The sequence below is a fragment of the Pseudomonas sp. St29 genome, from assembly GCF_001547915.1.
Classification (GTDB): domain Bacteria; phylum Pseudomonadota; class Gammaproteobacteria; order Pseudomonadales; family Pseudomonadaceae; genus Aquipseudomonas.
On sequence record NZ_AP014628.1, the window covers coordinates 1,750,013 to 1,770,230 of the forward strand.

General features: G+C 57.4%; 12 protein-coding genes and 2 pseudogenes. 9 read left to right on the plus strand and 5 right to left on the minus strand.

Annotated elements, in window-relative coordinates:
* Positions 1 to 18 precede the first annotated feature (18 nt).
* The gene (locus PST29_RS07920; protein WP_060838066.1) at positions 19 to 1,317 is read right to left on the minus strand and encodes a mechanosensitive ion channel family protein; all 1,299 of its coding nucleotides are present in this window, start codon (positions 1,315 to 1,317) and stop codon (positions 19 to 21) included.
* Between the two features lie 193 nt (positions 1,318 to 1,510).
* Between PST29_RS07920 and PST29_RS07925 the strand changes: the two genes are divergently transcribed.
* The 4 genes from PST29_RS07925 to PST29_RS31590 all read left to right on the plus strand — a co-directional run bounded on the left by PST29_RS07925 (position 1,511) and on the right by PST29_RS31590 (position 14,341).
* Entirely contained in the window at positions 1,511 to 2,851 is a 1,341-nt protein-coding gene (locus tag PST29_RS07925; protein WP_060842770.1) for a DEAD/DEAH box helicase, read from the plus strand.
* Positions 2,852 to 3,157: 306 nt separating this feature from the next.
* Positions 3,158 to 4,900 (plus strand): ShlB/FhaC/HecB family hemolysin secretion/activation protein, encoded by a 1,743-nt coding sequence (locus PST29_RS07930; protein ID WP_060838068.1) that lies wholly within the window; start codon positions 3,158 to 3,160, stop codon positions 4,898 to 4,900.
* Positions 4,901 to 4,927: 27 nt separating this feature from the next.
* Positions 4,928 to 13,591 (plus strand): hemagglutinin repeat-containing protein, encoded by an 8,664-nt coding sequence (locus PST29_RS07935; protein WP_082729191.1) that lies wholly within the window; start codon positions 4,928 to 4,930, stop codon positions 13,589 to 13,591.
* 15 nt (positions 13,592 to 13,606) lie between these two features.
* Complete coding sequence (locus PST29_RS31590; RefSeq protein ID WP_148659601.1) at positions 13,607 to 14,341, plus strand: hypothetical protein; 735 nt, start codon at positions 13,607 to 13,609, stop codon at positions 14,339 to 14,341.
* 71 nt (positions 14,342 to 14,412) lie between these two features.
* On the opposite strand, the gene PST29_RS07940 is transcribed toward PST29_RS31590, so the two are convergent.
* Together PST29_RS07940 and PST29_RS07945 are read right to left on the minus strand one after the other, a co-directional pair.
* Positions 14,413 to 14,631, minus strand: coding sequence for a SymE family type I addiction module toxin (locus tag PST29_RS07940; RefSeq protein ID WP_060842771.1), 219 nt, complete (start codon positions 14,629 to 14,631; stop codon positions 14,413 to 14,415).
* An 80-nt stretch (positions 14,632 to 14,711) separates the two neighbouring features.
* Positions 14,712 to 14,921 (minus strand): hypothetical protein, encoded by a 210-nt coding sequence (locus PST29_RS07945; protein WP_016968536.1) that lies wholly within the window; start codon positions 14,919 to 14,921, stop codon positions 14,712 to 14,714.
* Positions 14,922 to 15,389: 468 nt separating this feature from the next.
* Between PST29_RS07945 and PST29_RS31595 the strand changes: the two genes are divergently transcribed.
* Together PST29_RS31595 and PST29_RS30775 are read left to right on the plus strand one after the other, a co-directional pair.
* On the plus strand, positions 15,390 to 15,908 hold the full coding sequence (locus PST29_RS31595; protein ID WP_148659602.1) for a DUF4951 domain-containing protein: 519 nt from the start codon (positions 15,390 to 15,392) through the stop codon (positions 15,906 to 15,908).
* Between the two features lie 7 nt (positions 15,909 to 15,915).
* Complete coding sequence (locus PST29_RS30775; RefSeq protein ID WP_080962975.1) at positions 15,916 to 16,155, plus strand: hypothetical protein; 240 nt, start codon at positions 15,916 to 15,918, stop codon at positions 16,153 to 16,155.
* Between the two features lie 256 nt (positions 16,156 to 16,411).
* Here PST29_RS30775 and PST29_RS30780 read toward each other — a convergent pair.
* A pseudogene (locus tag PST29_RS30780) lies at positions 16,412 to 17,157 on the minus strand (IS5 family transposase); the annotation flags it as partial.
* Between PST29_RS30780 and PST29_RS32370 the strand changes: the two are divergent.
* Both PST29_RS32370 and imm2 read left to right on the plus strand, forming a co-directional pair.
* Positions 17,142 to 18,737 (plus strand): annotated as a pseudogene (locus PST29_RS32370) (deaminase domain-containing protein); the annotation flags it as partial. The pseudogenes PST29_RS30780 and PST29_RS32370 sit on opposite strands and share 16 nt — an antisense overlap.
* Positions 18,737 to 19,090 (plus strand): Imm2 family immunity protein, encoded by a 354-nt coding sequence (gene imm2, locus PST29_RS30785; RefSeq protein WP_082729193.1) that lies wholly within the window; start codon positions 18,737 to 18,739, stop codon positions 19,088 to 19,090. The pseudogene PST29_RS32370 and the gene imm2, both read left to right, overlap by 1 nt.
* 132 nt (positions 19,091 to 19,222) lie before the next feature.
* Here the strand turns inward: imm2 and PST29_RS32375 are convergent, their stop codons facing one another.
* Positions 19,223 to 19,483, minus strand: coding sequence for a hypothetical protein (locus PST29_RS32375; protein WP_082729194.1), 261 nt, complete (start codon positions 19,481 to 19,483; stop codon positions 19,223 to 19,225).
* 183 nt (positions 19,484 to 19,666) lie between these two features.
* On the opposite strand from PST29_RS32375, the gene PST29_RS07965 reads away from it, so the two are divergent.
* Entirely contained in the window at positions 19,667 to 19,942 is a 276-nt protein-coding gene (locus PST29_RS07965; protein ID WP_060842773.1) for a hypothetical protein, read from the plus strand.
* The last annotated feature ends 276 nt before the right edge of the window (positions 19,943 to 20,218 follow it).

The following is a 20,218-nucleotide window of genomic DNA, read 5'->3' on the forward strand; positions in this document are numbered from 1 at the left end:
AAGCCAGCTCCTACGAAGTTACAGCGCCTGTTTTTCGAGCTGGGGCACATGGCTGGCCCCCAGGACCGCCGGCAGCAAACCGGCCCGCAGATCGGTGCCGCTGGGCTGCTGGTAGAGGTTCAGGCCGAACTCCGGCATCACCGCCAGCAGGTAATCGAAGATATCCCCCTGGATGCGCTCGTAATCGACCCAGGCGGTGGTGCGGGTAAAGCAGTAGATCTCCAGCGGAATGCCCTGGGCCGTGGTCTGCATCTGACGCACCATGCAGGTCATGTTCGGCTGGATCTCCGGGTGGCTCTTGAGGTACGCCAGGGCGTAGGCGCGGAAGGTGCCGATGTTGGTCATGCGCCGGCGGTTGGCCGACAGCGCGGCGACATTGCCCTGGGCTTCGTTCCAACTCTTGAGCTCGGCCTGCTTGCGCCCGATGTAGTCGGTAAGCAGGCGCACCTTGCTCAGCCGCTGCTCTTCGTCGTCATGCAGAAAACGCACGCCGCTGGCATCGATGTACAGGCTGCGCTTGATCCGCCGGCCGCCGGACTGCTGCATGCCGCGCCAGTTCTTGAACGACTCGCTCATCAGGCGCCAGGTGGGGATGGAGACGATGGTCTTGTCGAAGTTCTGCACCTTGACCGTGTGCAGGGTGATGTCCACCACATCGCCGTCGGCGCCGACCTGGGGCATCTCGATCCAGTCGCCGACCCGCAGCATGTCGTTGCTGGTCAACTGCACGCTGGCGACGAAGGACAGCAGGGTGTCCTTGTAGACCAACAGGATCACCGCCGACATGGCACCCAGGCCCGAGAGCAGCAACAGCGGCGAACGGTCGATCAGGGTGGCGACGATGATGATCGCGCCAAACACATACAGCACCATCTTCGCCAGTTGCACATAGCCCTTGATCGAGCGGGTGCGGGCGTGTTCGGTGCGCGCGTAGATGTCCAGCAGGGCATTGAGCAGGGCGCTCAGGGCCAGCAACTGGAACAGGATGGTGAAGGCCATGGCCAGGTTGCCGAGGAACAGCAGGCTGGTCTTGCTCAGCTCCGGCACCAGGTGCAGGCCGAACTGGATCACCAGGGACGGGGTCATCTGCGCCAGGCGGTGGAACACCTTGTTGTGGCGCAAGTCATTGAGCCAGTGCAGGGCCGGCTGGCGCCCCAGCAACCTGATGGCGTGCAGCACCAGGTAGCGGGCCACTCGTCCGAGCACCAGGGCGACCACCAGCAACAGGGCCAGGCCGATGCCGGCGTGCAGGAGAGGGTGTTGATCGAGGGCTCCCCAGAGGTCCTGGGTATTGAGCCAGAGCTGTTTGAAATCCATGGGCTAAAACGATTCTTCTATGGGACACGAGGGGAGGATTAGAGCATTTAACCCTGACAAAGTTACGGTTAAGGACAAATCGGCTAACAAAAAACCAACTCTTTGCCACCGTTTGCACAAAGAAACTCGGCCTTCGCGCTCGAAACCGTTACCCTATGCAGCTGTTTTTTTGCATATCTTCGAGGTAGCACCCGTGTTTTCCCAATTCGCCCTGCACGAACGCCTGCTCAAAGCCGTGGCCGAGCTTAAATTTGTCGAGCCGACGCCGGTGCAAGCAGCGGCTATTCCGCTCGCGCTGCAAGGGCGTGACCTGCGGGTGACGGCACAGACCGGCAGCGGCAAGACCGCGGCCTTTGTCCTGCCGATCCTCAATCGCCTGATCGGCCCGGCGAAGATCCGCGTCAGCATCAAGACCCTGATCCTGCTGCCGACCCGGGAACTGGCCCAGCAGACCCTCAAGGAAGTCGAGCGTTTCTCCCAGTTCACCTTCATCAAGTCCGGCCTGATCACCGGCGGTGAAGACTTCAAGGTCCAGGCCGCCATGCTGCGCAAGGTGCCGGACATCCTCATCGGCACCCCGGGGCGCATGCTGGAGCAGCTCAACGCCGGCAACCTGGATCTCAAAGAAGTCGAAGTGCTGGTGCTCGACGAAGCCGACCGCATGCTCGACATGGGCTTTGCCGAAGACGTGCAGCGCCTGGTGGACGAATGCCCGAACCGCCAGCAGACCATGTTGTTCTCCGCCACCACCGGCGGCTCCGGCCTGCGGGAGATGGTTGCCAAGGTCCTCAACAACCCTGAGCACCTGCAACTCAACAGCGTCAGCCAGCTCAACGAAACCACCCGTCAGCAGATCATCACCGCCGACCACAACCAGCACAAAGAACAGATCGTCAACTGGCTGCTGGCCAACGAGACCTACCAGAAGGCCATCGTCTTCACCAACACCCGGGCCATGGCCGACCGCATCTACGGTCGCCTGGTGGCCCAGGATTACAAGGCGTTCGTCCTGCACGGCGAAAAGGACCAGAAGGACCGCAAGCTGGCCATCGACCGCCTGAAGCAGGGCGGGGTCAAGATCCTGGTGGCCACCGACGTCGCCGCCCGCGGCCTGGACGTCGACGGCCTGGACCTGGTGATCAACTTCGACATGCCCCGCAGCGGCGACGAATACGTGCACCGCATCGGTCGTACCGGCCGCGCCGGCAACGATGGCCTGGCCATCTCGCTGATCTGCCACGGCGACTGGAACCTGATGTCGAGCATCGAGCGCTACCTCAAGCAGAGCTTCGAGCGCCGCACCATCAAGGAGGTCAAAGGCACCTACAGCGGCCCGAAAAAGGTCAAGGCGTCCGGCAAGGCCGTTGGCGTGAAGAAGAAAAAGACTGACGCCAAGGGCGACAAGAAAAAGTCCGTGGCCAAGTCGCCGACCAAGCGCAAGACCGCCAACCGCCCGAAAAGCGACAGCCTGGTCAGCCAGGACGGCCTGGCGCCGCTCAAGCGCCGCAAGCCACAGGCGCCGGCGGCTGAGTAAGCCCGCCGCCTGCTGTCGATGAAAAGCCCGGACCTGGTCCGGGCTTTTTTTTTGCCTGGCTTGCGGGTTTTCTCCCTGGCCGGGCTGGGCCTGCAGGCCGCCACCAAGAAATGAGGCCTAAAGATTAAGAAATGTCTGATGTGTCGGTGACTGGAGCAAATCTAGTATCGGCATCCGCTGAAGGGCCCGGATTATTTGGGAACTACACAGTCTTTCAGCCTGCTCGGCGCTCATTTGACGTCAAGATGATGGCACATTAACATCCGCGCCCTGTCTTGGCCTTGCTGCCCTTTCGAAGGATCGAATATGTCTCTCTCCACCCTCGGGATGAGGTTGTGCTGCGCGCTGTCTTGCCTGCTGCTGACTGGCCCCTTGCACACGGCCCTTGCCGCCCCCTTACCGGCCCCGACGTTCAGCCCCGGCGACCAGGACCTGATCCGCGACCGGCAGAACCGCCTGCTGGAAGAACAGCAGCGGCGTCTCGAAGAACTCAAGGACCTGCCCGGCAAGAGCGCCACGCCGGTGGCACCCAGCGCGCCCGCCGACAGCCGCTGCTTCCCGATCAAGGACATCCAGCTCAAGGGCGCCGACTCGCTGTCCGCCAGCGAGCGCGAGAGCCTGCTCAAGCCCTACATCGGCCAGTGCCTGGGAGTGCCTCAGCTCAACGAGCTGCTCAAGGTCATCACCAACCGCTACATCGAAAAGGGCCTGGTCACCAGCCGCGCCTACCTGCCGCAACAGGATCTTTCCAGCGGCCACCTGCAGGTGTTGGTGGTGGAAGGCAAGCTCGAAGGCCTCAAGGCCGCCGAAGGCAGCAAGCTCAGCGCCCGCGAACTGAACATGGCCTTTCCCGGCAGCAGCGGTGAGTTGCTCAACCTGCGGCAGATCGAGCAGATGGTCGACCAGCTCAACCGCCTGCCGTCGAACCAGGCGCAGATGGAACTGGCCCCGGGCCAGGCCGTGGGCGGCAGTGAAGTCCTGGTCAAGAACAACCCGCAAAAGCCCTGGCGCGTCGGCCTGTCGCGCAGCAACGAGGGCCAGAAGAGCACCGGCGAGCAACAGTGGGGAAGCTCTTTCGAATGGGACAGCCCCCTGGGCCTGGCCGATCAACTGGTGCTGCGCGGTGGCCACGACGCCATCAGCGACCACCAGAAAACCTCGCGCAACGCCATGCTCTACTACAACCTGCCGTTTGGCTGGTGGAACCTCAGCTACAGCTACAGCCAGAGCGAATACCGCTCCCTGGCCCAGGGGCAGGGCTTCAACTTCAAACAGACCGGCGACAGCCAGAACCACCAACTGCGCCTGGAGCGAGTGATCCACCGCGACGCCGTGAGCAAGACCTCGCTGAACAGCGGCCTGAGCTACCTGCGCACCAACAACTACATCGAAGACAGCAAGCTCGCCAACAGCAGCAACCGCCTCAGTGAAGCCCAGTTCGGCATCAACCATGGCCGGCGCATCGGCGGCGCTTTCGTCAACTTCGACCTGGGGCTGCAGGACGGCATCGGTGCCTTCGATGCCCAGCGCGAAAACCAGCGTGACCGATACGGCAATCGCCAGGCCAACGCCCGCTATCGGAAATACACCGCCACCGCCAGCTACCTGCAGCCGTTCAAGCTGTGGGACGAGTCCCTGGTGTTCAGCAGCCTGGTCACCGGCCAGCGCAGCGAGGATGTGCTGTTCAGCTCGCAACGCATGAGCCTGGGCAGCCAGTCCTCGATCCGTGGCTACAAGGACCAGAGCCTCAATGGCGACAGCGGCTACTACTGGCGCAACGACCTGCGCTGGAGTCGCCCGGTGACCTGGAACTGGCTGCGCCCGGCGTTCGCCGAGTACGGCACCGGGCTGGGCTATGACGTCGGCGCGATCCGCAACGACCGCTACAACGCCGAGCAGCATGGCCGGGTCTCCAGCGACTCCATCGAGTTCTTCGCCCGCGGCAAGCACCTCGCCGCCAGCCTGACCTTCGCCCACTCCCTCGAGCGGCCAGATGCCCTGAGTGAGCGGGAAGCACCGATCTACTTCCGTTTGGACCTGTTCCTCTAATTCCGCTTTTTGCCTGAGATTTTCGACATGGACGTTCGTCAGTTTGCCTTCCTGGCCCGCCAGCCTTCGGCTGCCCTGCAATCCCGTGAGTCCTTTTGGGGCCTGCCCAAGCGTGGTCTGGCGTTCATCCTGGCCAACATGATGTTCTGGCAGCCGGTGGTGGCGATGGCCGACGGCATCGTGGTCAACGGCAGCGGCACCAGCCTCGGGCAAGCGGCCAATGGCGTGCCTATCGTCAACATTGCTGCGCCCAATGGCGGCGGGCTGTCCCACAACAAGTTCAGTGATTACAACGTCGGCCAGCAGGGCGTAATTCTCAACAACGCCACGCAAAACCTGCAGAACACCCAGTTGGGTGGCTACATCATCGGCAACCCCAACCTGGGTGGCCGCGCGGCCAATGTGATCCTCAACGAGGTCAATGGCGGGAGCCCCAGCCAGCTAAAGGGTTACACCGAAGTGGCCGGGCAATCAGCCCATGTCATCGTCGCCAACCCTTATGGCGTGACCTGCAACGGCTGCGGCTTCATCAACACCCCAAAAGCCACCCTGACCACCGGCAAACCGGTGATCGAGAACGGTCAGGTCCAGCGTTACCAGGTGGACCAGGGCAGCGTCGCCATCGAAGGCGCGGGGCTCAACGCGAGCAATATCGACCAGTTCGAAATCATCACCCGCAGCGCCAAGATCAACGCCGAGATCCAGGCCAAGCACCTGGCGGTGATCGCCGGGGCCAACGATGTCGACGCCCAGACCTTGAACGCCACGGCACGCACCGCCAACCCGGCGGATGCGCCGCAACTGGCGATCGACTCGTCAGCCCTGGGCGGCATGTACGCCGGGGCGATCAAGCTGGTGGGCACTGAAGCCGGGGTGGGGGTGAAGTTGGCGGGGGACATGGCCACCAGCGGCGGCGACCTGCAAATCGATGCCAATGGCAAATTGACCCTGGCTCGTGCTCAGGCCCTGGGCGATTTGCAACTCAAGGCGCAAGAGGTGCAACTGACCGAGTCGGTGTACGCGGACCGGAACGCCAAAGTGGTTGCTGCTGAAAAACTGGCGGTGGACAAAAACCTGACAGCGGGCGGCAACGTGCACCTCGAAGGCCGGCAGGTGGTCAGTCGTGGTCAGCTTAATGCGGGGCTCCAGCGGCAAGAGGCTATCGAGACCATCAATCCCAGCAGCCATCTGCAGCTTCAGGGCGGCAGTCTGACCAATACCGGCACTATCAACGCCCGGGGCAGCCTCACGACTGATCTGGAGCGCCTGGATAACCGGGACGCGGAACTGGTGGCTGCGGGTGATCTGCACCTCAAGGCCGGTCGTGTTGATAACCGTGGTGGTCAGTTGATTGGCCAGCAAGCCCTCAAGGTTGAGGGCAGCAGTCTGGATAATCGTGGCGGGACCCTGGCCGCCGAGCAGTCTGTCAAGGTGGTACTCGACACTCTGGACAACCGCGATCAGGGCCTGCTGCTCAGCAAAAGCGCAGACTTGACCCTGAACGCCGACAGCCTGGATAACCGCCAGGGCACCCTGCAAGCCAACCAGGGCGAGCTCAAGGCCAGGGTCAAACAGGTCCTCGACAACGGCGGCGGCAAGATCCTCACGGGTGCCGGAAAACTGAGCCTGGAAGCCGATGAACTGCGCAACCAGCAAGGACGACTGAACGCCCAGACTGGCAAGCTTGAGGTCAAAAGCGCGACCTTCGACAACACTCAGGGGCAGGCCCGCGGGGCGGCAGTCGAGATCAGCAGCAGTTCCCGTCTGCTCAATGATCAGGGGCATGTGCTGTCCACTACAGGCGACTTGCAGCTCAAGGGCGGCGAGCTCCGCAACAACGAGGGCGAGATCGCCAGCCAGAAGCACCTGCAACTCTCCGTCGACAGCTTGCAGAATCAGAAGGGCAGCCTCAGCGCCGAAACCATCGGGCTGGCGCTTTCCGGCAAGCTGGACAACGACGCGGGGCTGATCGAGTCTCGGGAAAGCCTCGCGGTGGACGCCGGTTCAGTGAGCAACGCCAAGGGTCGTTTGCGGGCCTTGGGCGAGCAGGGCGAGAGCCGCTTCAGCATCGGTGGTCGTTTCGATAACGACCAGGGCCTGGTGGAGATCGGCAATCAGCGCTTGATTCTGAGCAGTGGGGGCTTGAGCAATCAGCAAGGGCTGGTGCGCCACCTGGGGCAACAAGGCTTCGTGTTGTCCCTGGCGGACGCTGGCAATGCTGGCGGTAGTTTCATCACCAACAGTCGGCTGGATCTGGACCTGGCGGATTGGAGCAACACCAGCCGGATCCAGGCACAAAAGATCGGCTTGAAGGTCGGGACCTTCACCCAGACACGCACTGGCAAGCTGGTCTCGGTCGAGGGGGTCGAGGCTAGTGGTGATCATTGGATCAACGATGGCGGCCTGGAAACCGACGGCGACCTGAAGCTGATCCTCAGTGGCTCCTACCAAGGCAGCGGTATTCTCAAGAGCCAGGGGCGCATGACCCTTGCAGCCGCCCGCGCCGACCTTGGCCAAGAGGCCGAGGTGCGCAGCGGTGCTGCCGCCGATTTCACCCTCGGCAGTCACCTGCAGAACCTCGGCACGCTCACGGCCGCCGGCGACCTGCAACTCAAGGTCGACAGCCTGACCAACCAGGGCACCCTGGGGGCGGGCAATGCCCTGCACATCGAAACCCCGACCCTGGTCAACCAGGGCGGGCTGATCTTCAGCGGCGCCGACATGCAGCTGGAAACCAGCAGCCTGACCAACGACAAGGGTGACATCTACAGCCTTGGGCGCCTGGACGTGAATGCCCCGGGACAACAACCGGCCAGCCTGATCGAAAACATTTCCGGCACCATCGAAAGCGCCCATGGCATGCAGTTGCTGGCCAATCGCCTGGTGAACCGCAAGGAGAAGTTCGCCTTTATTCCGGCCCTGACCTCCGGGCGTATCACCTTGCACTTCACCGACAACTGCAAGGGCAAGCACTGTGCAGCCTCCTACTCGGTGACCGAGGTCTACGGCACGAAAATCACCGAGGACTCCCAGCGCGGTAACCTGATTTCCGGCGCCGAGCTGACCTTCAAGGGCGACAGCTTCGAAAACCAGTTCAGTACCGTTTCTGCCGCCGGCGACATCAGCTTGCAAAGCAACAGCCTGAAGAACATCGGTGCCGGTGGTGGCGAGATCCGCAATTACGCTTACTCGATCTACACCAAGGACGACGGCGCCTACTACACCTTCATCAACAACATGGGGCGCTACAACGCCTACAACGACCCCAACTCTGCCAGTTACAACCCTGCGGCGATGCCATTGGGAGCGATCGCCCTTGGTAGCCTGAACGGCTTCAGCAAGGTTGAGACCTCCGGCAGTGGCGAAGTCGCCGCGGCAGTCATCCAGGGCGCCGGCAAGGTGGACATCACCGGCACCCAACTGCTGGAAAACAGCGTGATTCGTCCGGGTGAAACCGTGGCCGCCAGTGCCAGCCGGGTTGGCATGACTGCTGTGGATAGCAGCACTCAGGCCCTGCCACAGCTGAACCTGCAAGCCGCTCCGGACCTGCAGCAACAAGCGGTCAACCCTCTGGCCTTGCCCGGTTTCAGCTTGCCGCAAGGTGACAGCGGCCTGTTCAAGGTCAGCCGCAACCCGCAACACAAATACCTGATCGAAACCAACCCGGCGTTCGCCAACCTCAAGCAGTTCATCAGTTCCGACTACCTGCTCAGCCGCATCGGTTTCAACAGCGACCAGACCCAGCGCCGCCTGGGCGACGGTCTCTACGAACAACGACTGATCCGCGAAGCGGTGATCGCCCGTACCGGCCAGCGCTTCATTGCCGGGCTGGACAGCGACGAAGCGATGTTCCGCCACCTGATGGACAACGCGATCGCCAGCAAGACCGCCCTTGACCTGTCACCGGGTGTCGCCCTGACCTCCGCCCAGGTTGCGGCCCTGACCCACGACATCGTCTGGATGCAGGAACAGGAGGTCAACGGCGAGAAGGTCCTGGTACCGGTGCTGTACATGGCCCAGGCCAACAACCGCCTGGCGCCCAATGGCGCGCTGATCCAGGGGCGCGATGTGAACCTGATCTCCGGCGGCACCCTGGCCAATCAGGGCACCCTGCGCGCCAGTGCACAACTGCAAGCCAGCGCCCAGAACATCGACAACAGCGGCCTGATGGAAGCCAACGAACGCCTGTCGCTGCTGGCCACCCAAAGCATCCGCAACGCCCAGGGCGGGATTCTCAAAGGCCGGGACGTCAGCCTGGTCGCGACCCAGGGCGACGTCGTCAACGAGCGCTCGAAAGTCAGCCAGGACACCCGTTATGGCGGCGGTATCCAGCACAACGACTACCTCAACAGCGCGGCTCGGGTCGAGGCGGGCAACAGCCTGAATATCGACGCCGGACGGGATATCCGTAACAGCGGCAGCGTGCTCCAGGCCGGGGGGGATGCAAGTCTCAAGGCGGGACGTGATCTGGCGTTGGTGGCCACTGAGCAAGTGAACAGCAGCAGCGGGCGCCACAAGAAGACCAGCTGGAGCCAGAGCCAGACCACCCAGCACGGCAGTGAAGTGCAGGTCGGTGGCAATCTTTCCGCCGCGGCCGGCCAGGATCTGCAGATAGTGGCCAGCAAGGTCGCTGCCCAGGGCAGCCTGGCACTGGCAGCGGCGCGTGATGTCTCCATCGAGGCTGCGGCCAATGAGAGCCACCGCGCGTCGAAGAGCAAGAAGGTCACCAGCAGTAACGATCAGGTACGTCAGCAGGCATCCTCGGTGACCGCTGGCGGCGATCTGTCGATCAAGGCGGGTCAGGACCTGACCTTGGTGGCCAGCCAGGTGAAGGGCGAGCAAAACGTCGCGCTGGATGCCGCTCGCGATCTCAATCTGCTGTCCGCCAAGGACGAGAGCGCCTCTTTCTACTCGAAGAAGAGCAAAGGCTCCTTTGGGCGTAGCAGCAGCAAACAGCAGGAGAGCTACCACAGCACCAACATCGCCTCTGTGGTCGAGGCCGGGAAAGACCTGACCCTCAACACCAGCAAGAAAGCCGATGGCGGCATGAGCATCAACGGCGGCCGCGATGTCACGGTGATCGGTAGCCAGCTCAAGGCCGGCGCAGACCTGATGGTCGGCGCCACCGGCGATGTGGCGATCCTCTCCGGCGTCGAGGAACACGGCTCCTACAGCAAGAAGACCAAGTCCGGCTTCCTCGGCCTGTCGAAAAGCGGCAAGAGCCAGTTGCAAACCACCGCGACCCAGGTCGGCAGCGAGCTGAATGCCGGCAACGATGTGGTGGTGGCTGCGGGCAACGATATCCGCTTGCGGGCCAGTGAAGCCACGGCCGGTAACGATGTGGAACTGCGCGCCGGGCTGGTCAAGGACACGGGTGACATCAACCTGGTTTCGGCCAACGACACCGCCTACAGCCGCAGCGAGCAGTACAAGAAAAAGGTCGGGCTGTCCTCCTCCGGGGCCAGCGTCTCCTTTGCCTCGGCCAAGGAGTCCGGGCGCCAGGCGCAAAGCAGCACCAGCGTGGGCAGCCAGGTGCTGGCCGATCGCGATGCGAGCCTGAAGGCCGAGCGCGACATCAACGTGGTGGGCAGCGGCATCAGCGCCGGGCGCAATGTCAGCCTCGACGCCGGCCGTGACGTCAATGTCGTGGCAGCACAGAACAGCTCAGCGGAGCAGGACTGGAAAAAGAGCAAGCAAGTCGGCGTAGGCGTCAGCAGCGACGACAACGGTGTCAGCCTCTTCGCCGGGGCCGAGCGCAACAAGGAAAAGAACCGCGTCGAAACCCAGACCGCCGCCGCCAGCCAGATCAGCGCCGGTGCAGACCTGTCGGTCAACGCCAAGCGCGACATCAATCAGATTGGTTCCGACCTTCGGGCCGAGCACGACATCAACCTGGTGGCCGGCCGCGACATCAAGATCGACGCCGCCCGGGAAGTGCGGGTGACCGAGCAACAGCGTGAAAGCGAGCGCAATGGCCTGGGCGTCACCCTCAACCACAACTACGGCAAGACCAAGGACGCGGTCAACGGCGCTGGCGACGGTGAAAACAACACCAGCAAAGCCTCCAGCACCCTCAAGGCCGTCGACGCGGTCAGCCAGTTCCTCGCCGGGCCGACCGCCGACGTCAAGCTTGGCAACAGCAAGCAAAGCAGCAGCCAGGAGATCATCGAGCAGAGCAACCGCTCCTCAACCCTGCAGGCCGGCAACGACCTGAACCTCACGGCCAACAACGATGTGACCGTCAAGGGCAGCCAGCTGGGGGCCGGGCGCGACATCAACATCAAAGGGCGCGACGTCACCCTGGATGTGGCCAAAGGCAGCATCAGCGAGGAAACCCGCAACACCGAGATGTGGGGCGGCATCCACGGCGGCACCAGTGGCGGCGTCAAGATCGGCGTCGGCGGCAGCTTCGGCACCGCCAACACCGAGAGCAGCCAAGGTTCCTCCACCGTCACCCAACTGGATGCCGGGCGCGACATCAACCTCAAGGCCAGCAACGACCTGAACCTGATCGGGACCCAGGCCCAGGCCGGACGCAACATCGACCTGGATGCCGGCAACGACCTGAACATCCGCGCCGCGCAGAACGACCACAGCAGCGAGAACAACCGCAACAGTGGTGGCGGGGAAGCGGGCTTCACCTTTGGTTCAGAAGGCGTCGGTTTCTACGTCAGCGTCAGCATGGGCAAAGGCAATCTGGAACGTGAAGGCGAGCGCCAGCAAGAGGCCTATCTCTATGCCGGGGACCGTCTGGGCTTCACCAGTGGCAAGGACACCAACATTGCGGGTGCCAACCTGCGTGGTGATGAAGTGATCGGGCGTGTCGGTGGGGACCTGAACGTCGCTTCGGTTGCCGACACCGGCAAGGTCAAGGGCAAGGAATTCGACATCAGCGTCACCGCCACCTTTGGTCCTGCTCCGGGGCTCAGTGGCTCGGTCGGTTATGGCCAGACCACCGGCAAGACCGACTGGGTTGAAGAGCAAACCCGCATCACTGGCAAGAACAAGGTCGATATCCGCACCGAAAACCACACCCAAATTGACGGTGCGCTGATCGCTGCTGACAACGGCAACCTCAAGCTGGATACCGGCACCCTTGGCTTCAGCGATATCGCCGGCAAGGACAAGGAACACGGCTATTACCTGAACGTGGGCGGCACCTACAGCTCCGGTAGTGGCACCACACAAGACAGCAGCCAGGTGGGTAAAGGCAAGGAGGGTGAAACCGGCTGGAGCGTCAGCGGCTGGGATTACCAGAAGGACCGCGAGCAGATCGTGCGCGCCACCGTTGGGGCGGGCGAGATCGTGGTGCGCAAGGATGCCGAGACCGGGGCCGATTCAACAGCCGGGCTGAACCGGGATGTGAACAAGGCGTATGAGATCACCAAGGATGAGGAGTCGCGTACGGATTTGTATGCGAGCAGTTCTTCCATTGACGCTGCACTCAAACCGGGTGAAACGCTGAAACAATGGTCTGATGGGTTGCTCAACTATGACAAAACTGCACTGAATAACTTTAACAAGGCGGCGTCAGCGCTCAACGTGATGATTAATCGCGTGGATAAAATTTTAGGGCGTCCCATGGATGCTCGTGCGGAAGCTGTGGCAGGGAAGGACTTAGCAGAAAGTACACTTGAGGCACTGATTCTTTCCGGTAAAAGTCGCCGCGAAGCTATGGCGATGATGGGAGATCAAAAGTTTATCGATGGTGTTCTTGTTGGTATCGCCTCATTAAATGGTATCGAACCGAAGGTTCTGGAGGAAATTGAAAGGGTCGTAGAGCCCAGTAACAACGTTCCTAGCCAAGGTTCGCTGGTGCTGAAAGAAACGCAGGTTAATCCCACTGGGATATTGGAGCTTCAGGGAACTTTAGAGAGTCTTGCGGCAGCTCAGAAATATATTAAGGAAAATCCAGAGCAAGCGGAAGCTGTAGGCTATGTTATGGCTGCTGCGCAGGGGCCTAAAGGTGTTGCGCAGTTTCTGGTGATGAAAGCTATTGAGGGAACAGAGTTTGGTAAGAAGTTTGCTGAAAATATGGGTAAGGTGGAAGCCTACGCGGGAAAAGCAGCAGCACAGGCTATTCAAGGGACAGAGTTATACCCGAATTTTCAAGAAGATGCCTATATAATTGGCGGTGGCGAGCTGATCTATAGCATCTTTACTGGTGCGTTACCGGGTAAGAAGGGAGCGAACGGGGATTCTCATGTCTCTGTTAACGATGGCAGAATTAATGAACGTGGTGGAAATTCTGGAGCTGATGCTGCAAAAGGAACTGGTGGGACTGCCGGAAAGTTAGAGACTCCCCAAATCACGATGAACCGCCAGAACGGCTCAGCATTTGAGAAACAAGTAGTTGATGCGTTCAGTCATGTGGGTGGTACGAAAAATACAACTCTGGTAACTGTTCAACTCCCTAATGGAAAGCAGGTAACAACAATCCCAGATATGTGGGGTAGAAATACTGGTGGGTTACTCGAAGTCAAAAATGTTAAAAATTTATCTATGTCTGACCAGTTACGCGCACAGTTGCAGCTAGCCGAAATGACTGGGCAGCCATTTAATTTGGTTGTAAGTCCACGGATACAGAGTATTTCTGTACCACTAAAGGCAAGGATAGATGCAGTTACAAGTAAGGTTGGTGGAGGTATATACAGATATGATCCTTCTACTAAATTGCTGTCAGATTTTTAATTTATTTGGTGAGTTATGCTGCGCATCTCTGTAATAACAAATTTTGATACTACAAATTGGATTGTTGGGAGTCAGGTTCTTTCGGCATTTTCAGAAAGGGATTCAAAGCTTATTCCGGAAAGCTTATTTCAATGGGAAAATCGAATTGCTGATTTTGAAAATGTTCCTGCTTGTGAGGCCCATTGGGCTCAAATGGCGACAATGCAGGTTCAGGGTTCAAAAATTGAGTTTCCTGTAGGGCTCCGCTGGAAGAGAAAAAAAGTAGCAAAGTATGATGCGGAGATTAGTCATACACATAGGAATATGAAGGGCGAGCAAATAGATGGTTCACTTATTGTGCAAGCGAAATTTAATAGTAAAGTCGATTGGTTAAGTGTTTTTCGAGAGACATGCTTAGCTATGAGAGCAAGCTATGCTCTGATGCATGTTTTTCATAAAAGTGAAGCCGTTAATGTAAGGCCTGGGACTTCGGAGAGCTATTTTCTTTCTGGTGTTCTACATCGTGGCACGATACCGAATATTGGTTGGGCAGTATTTTATGGTGAAGAATTCGCTGAGGCAGTTGACGTTGATCGAATTGCAGGTTCAGGATTTCCTATTGAAAAAATAGGCAGCGGTTACTTGGTAAGAGTTACAGAAAATATTCAAGATGTTGTGAACAATTTCCCTCTTTTTTCTAGGCGTCGTGCTGAGCTCAAAGCTTTGTTTCGGGAGGGTTTTTTTCTCATCCAAGACGAGCCCCTAATCTGAGCTCTTGCATAGCGGTCGTCTTAAAAAATCTGATGCTTGAAATAATCCCCGGCTTAGCCGGGGATATTTTCTTACTCCGCCGTAATCGCCAAACACCCCTTCATCACCCTAACTTTAACGTTCTCATTCACCTCAAACCCCGCCTGCCGTAACCACAACCCCCGCAGCCTGATCCAGGGCACGGGTCGGGCGTAGTCATTGTCTTTGTCATTGGCCGGGTAGAAATCGGCGGCGATTTTCAATCGGCGTTCAGTGATGGGGTCGGGTGACGTATGATCGGCCTTAGCCATGATTCAGCTCCTCTTTAGCTGCTTTTGGTTAGCGGGCCTTGGGTGTTAGCGCACTCAAGGCCTGCGTCTTTTTTGCAGAGCTAACGGGTCAGCGTCTGCAAATGTTTTTTGATCAAGAAGGCATCGAGCAACGTCTTGACCACCTTCTTGTCTTCCTCGGGCAATTGCTCGACTTCCTGAAACTGCCGCAACAATTCCCGATCCTCGAACTTAGCCTTGGCCGCGTCATCGCTTGCGCCTTCCAGCAGGTAATCGCTGCTGACATCCAGGGCATCGGCCAGACGCTTCAAGGTGTCGCCGCTGGGGCGTGAGCTTCCACGCTATGTCAGGCCCCCGGAAGATCAAACGCCAAAGCAATTGCATTTACGCCCGGCTTCGCCACCGGCTGGCTAAAAGCGTTTATTACCCCGCCCGCCCCGCCGGTCAGCCGTTGCGGGCTCGCGCTTCGCTGCTCGTTCCCCGCAACGTCTGCCCGGCTCCCGTCCGCCCCAAGGGGCTCCCCCAAGCCAGAGCAGAGGCCGATCAAAAGCAGATCAATAGCCAAAGCGTGTTGTCATGAGGTAAGCCGCCCTGCGGTCGGCTGACCCCACGACCCAGCTTGTTCTGGCCGAGGTGCGGTCAAGACCAAGCCCTACGGGTGCGCAGGCGCAGCCTTGACCGGTCCGAGAACGTGTCAGGCCTCGAAGAGCCAGAGCCTAACGCGCTGCGCTTGTTGGCCCCTGGCCGTCCCGGCGGCTACGCCGCTAAGCTCGGTGGCCATGAAAACCTTGAGTCGCCATAACCCGGTTCTCTGGCTGGGCCTGCTGTTGCTGGCCTGGTTGGTTCTGGGCGCGCAAGTGATGGAGCCAAAAACCGCGTCTGGGCCATTTTATGCGGCGAGTGAGCATCGTCTGGGTGTCACCCGCTGGGAAGCCGCGCCGCGTCTGGCGTTGAGCGCGTGGACAACAGATTTTGCGTCGGGCGATACAGTTACTCCTAAAGGAGTAACTAATCCAGAGGTGCCTAAATTAGGGCGTCCTTCGATTCCTGAGGGAATGACACAAAGTCAATTTGGCAAGGATGTAGTCGGGTGGGGAGCAAGGCCCGAGGGTGCGCTACAACGCCTCGAAACCATTAATGTTGCTGAGGTCGCATCAATGCAAAAACAAGGGCTTACACGTAGTATGGCTTCGGAGTGGAAAGATTTTTATGCGAATGAATTTTCTAGAAATAAAAATAATATTACTGCGAAAAATCGAGTGGAATTGATGCAGAAGATTTTGGATAATTGGGAGTAGAGATTGTATGAATATGATATGTAAAAACGGAACAAAAAAAGCAATTTTGCTTATTGTCGAGCCGTGGGCGGAAGAATATTTACTTGAACCTGGTCAGTCGGTGGAAGTGATAGGTGAGGGAGGCGTGGCTGATGGTGTTTTTGAGGTTGAGTATTTCGATGGTGGACTAATTGTATATGGGTGGGAGGGTAGCGTTTTATCCATTTTTAAAAATGGTGTTGAGGTTTTTCCTAGTTTGCAAAGTTGAGGTTTCTGATTGGCGGTTTGGGTTTTTAAGTTGAGATTGGAGGGGTGTAAATGGTTTCTGTTTTGGTTGTTTTATAAAACAGCTCGGCTTCGGACTGAGCGTTGATATCGATACCAACCTCCGATGCAAACAAGGACTTGAGCATTCGCTCCTTAACGAGAAATCGCAACAGTGGTGGTGGGGAAATGAGTATCACCGAGGGAACCGAAAGACATCGGCTTCTATGCTGGGCTCTATACGAAAAGTAATGCCGTAATCACAGCATGGCCAAGGCCAGCGAGACCATCGCGACATAAATTTTCGCGAGCTTGTCGAAACGCGTAACGATGCGACGGTTCTCCTTAGGCCAGCCAAACATACGCCCGATGATATTGCGCTGTCTGTACTTGGGATGATCAAACAGTCTCGGCAGCCCCGGCTTGGGTTTGCGCTTCATGCTGCACAGAGGAATCACCGGTTGCATCCGATACCGATCACAGTAGTGACGCAATGCTTCGGCGTCATAGCCTTTATCCGCTAGCAACCATCGGCAGCGTTTGTAGGGGCGACCGCGCAAGCTGGGTATATAGGCCTCATTGAGCAAAGGCTGAGCGTAAGCGATGTCGCTGGCTTGTCCGCTCGACAATAGAAATTTCAGTGGCACACCATTCGCATCGCACAGTATGTGAATCTTGGTCGTCAGGCCGCCCCGGCTGCGTCCGAGCGCGTGATCTTGTGGTTCTTCAGGCCCCCTTTTTTCCCGGCACCAGAAGAGGCTCGTGTTGCGCGTACTGCCGTGGAGTCAATCATCCAGGTTTCCAGGTCAATTAACCCTTGCTCGTTGAGCTTGATGTGAAGCCGTTTGAGCACCTGGTCAAACGCTCCCCGATTGCGCCAGTCACGAAAACGTTGATAAACCGTTGACCAGGGGGCGAAACGCTCGGGTATGTCGCACCAGGCAGCGCCAGAACAAAGCACCTAAAGGACACCGTTTAGCATCAAGCGATCATCTGTTCGTGGGCGCCAGCTACAGCTCCGGTAGTGGCACCACACAAGACAGCAGCCAGGTGGGTAAAGGCAAGGAAGGTGAAACCGGCTGGAGCGTCAGCGGCTGGGACTACCAGAAGGACCGCGAGCAGATCGTGCGCGCCACCGTCGGGGCAGGCGAGATCGTGGTGCGCAAGGATGCCGAGACCGGGGCCGATTCAACGGCCGGGCTGAACCGGGATGTGAACAAGGCGTATGAGATCACCAAGGATGAGGAGTCGCGTACGGATTTGTATGCGAGCAGTTCTTCCCTTGGGGCGGTGGCGAGCCCGAAGAAGGCGTATGAACAGTGGAAGAAGAGTGTTGAGTTGTATGGGGAAAAAAGCCGGGAGACGATGGTAAAGCTAGCCCTCCTCTTGGGCAGCATGGGCGTTCTAATTGCGTCGCCAGATAATCTTCAGGGCACATCCGAAGACATTAATAGAGTCCTGGTAGAAACCGAAAAATATCTAAAAGCCTTCAGTAAGGATGAGAACAGACGTGCGGAGGCTATTGAGTTTCGACTCAAGCAGAAGTTCGGAGACCCAAAAGCTGACGGGGAAAAGCTTCTTCTCGCTCGAATGCAAGAAATTGCCCGTCAGAGTCCTGAGAAGTCAGTTGAACTGACAGCGCTCATCGGTCGCCTCAACGATTCTCCCGCAGGCGCAAATAACTATGTCCAGGGGGTCGCTACTTCAGGGGTGATGATTGCCCTGGCGGGTGCAATGCTTTATCAAGCGAGCACGGCTGAAAGTCAAGAACGGATGCGTAACACAGCCAACTCGCTTGTTGAAAACGCTAAAAAAGCAGGTGGTTTTGTAAAGGAAGAGATGCAGAATCAGATAAAAATTTCGATCGGTCTTTGGGAGTTTATAACCCTCACTGCGTTTCCAGTTCATCTGCTTGATGATGAAAACCGAAAGCTGGTCAATCCGATTGTTGATACGTCAGGAGGGAATCCCGCCAGCGGGGGCTACGCTGAAGGGGGTGGAGTTATCACTACGCCTCATACTGGCGGTACTCAGCTGGATGGAGTGCAGAAGGATGGTGCCTATGTAACTCCGGAGCACAAGCTGAATCCGGGGGTGATGTATAGTGAGGGTGGGACAGGAAAAGGTGATGCAACTATCATTGATAGTGCCATCCTTGCACAAAGAGTTATGGATGCTCGAGCTGGACTACCCTCTGACTTGAGACGCGGTGGTAACGTTGCCGTTGCTGATATAGATATCCCAGGAGTATCGAGGCAGATGGCTGCACATAGTGGGGTTTCTGTCGCAGGTAGAGGATTTATTGGTGAGGGAAGTGGGAATTTTGTAGCTCAAATTGTCCCCAATAAAGCAGGAGATCCGGTTTATCGAGGGACAGACTCTGAATATAAAATTCTTGATAATATCGCCGATCAGTTAGGTGGTAATAGGGCGGTAAGTGGGGCTGTAAATATATTTACAGAAAAGCCAGCGTGTGTGAGTTGTCTGGGGGCGGGAGAACAATTTAATGAAAGATATCCTAATATCACTGTTAATTTTATAGATAATCAGGGGGTTATGCTCCGACCTCCAAGGAGAATTCCGTAATGGAAGATCGAGTAACTTATAGTGAGGTTAGGGCTTGTTTTTTAGCTCTCTATTATAATTATTGTAGGGTGAAGCTTCGTCATAAAAGTTTGTGGGTAGAAGGAGAGAGCGAGGCTGGTTATGCATATGCAGAGCTTGAAGGGAGTTTTGATAAGCCTGTTGAGATTTTGATGTTGGAAGTTGTTGCTCTGGTGCTTAGGGGGGGGCGATCTTCAGAAAAGGTTTATGATTATCATCGGGCTGTTATTGAGGAAATATTAAGAGATAATGATCTTCCTAGTATTTTAGAAGGGTTGCCACAAGAAGAAGCAGTGGAGTTCAGTTCTGATCTCAGGCTGTTAGGGGTGATTTAGTCTATGGGTGCTCTGTTTGGATGATGGCATTTCTGGGGGGGCGCGGATTGCGAGGGAGGTGTTCTTGATCTTTATGAAAGGGAACTCTCTGTCCCAGACTAAAGGGGCGGCTCTAATACCGCCCCTTTTTGCTTATGCTGATAGCTGACCTTGCATCCGTCGCCCTGCTACATCCATAAAATCACACCCGTCTCGCAGCAAAATGCTGCACACCAGCGACAGTTCCTGCAGAACCACTGCACCTTTGGGCGCGTCATCAGAAGTCGCGAAGTTTTCCAGCAGTTGAGTCACAGCGCGAATGCGATACGCCGCTGCATCGTGCAGGACGTCTGTGGGAGCTTGGGTGTCGATCAGCAGTGAGGGAGTGTTGCAGTCGTTGCCGGTAACTCGCAACTTAATGGCTTTTCAGATGTGGTGTTAATTCATGTGTGTGCGTTGATTTTGTCATCTAAGCAGGTCGCTGGATATATGGATAGAGCTTTAAATAACGTGGTGCTGAAGCGTCCTGAGTTGGAGCAGGTTTTTGCAATTACACAGCATGGAGTTATTCAAATGCCGATTGTGAGGGGGAAGTAAATGGGTACGTATTATTATTTGTGCTGCAAAACTTGCCGAATTTCATTGAACTTAGGAAAGAAGCTGGCGAAGGAAGGGGGGCGATTAGTTGTTCAGGGGGTTTACTCTGACAAGGAAAGGGCCTGGCTCAATGATAAGCATGCATGGGATATTATTCAGGCCTTTTTTCAGCAGCATGAAGGGCATGATTTACTATTCGTTAATGATGACGACTTTTCGCAGATCCAGCTGTATGACTATGTTGAAGGGGACGACCTTTTGGAGGGGGAAACTTGATTGGAGGATTTTCCTAAAATAACTATTTTGTTATGGCTGCTGCGTAAAGATCTATAGGAAGTGACGTGCTGAATACAATAGGAGATATCTGTAGCCTAAATGGAGATGAGGGATGTGATCGCTGTTTGGTACTTTAAATTTGCTTTGGTTCCTGATGAGGGAATAGTAAGTGTATGTGGGGAAATGGTGACGCGCTTGCCTGAATATAGTGGGAAGGGGGGCGCTGAAGAGATTTTAGGCGGTTTTCCTAACTATTGGTAATAGGAAATATTGAGT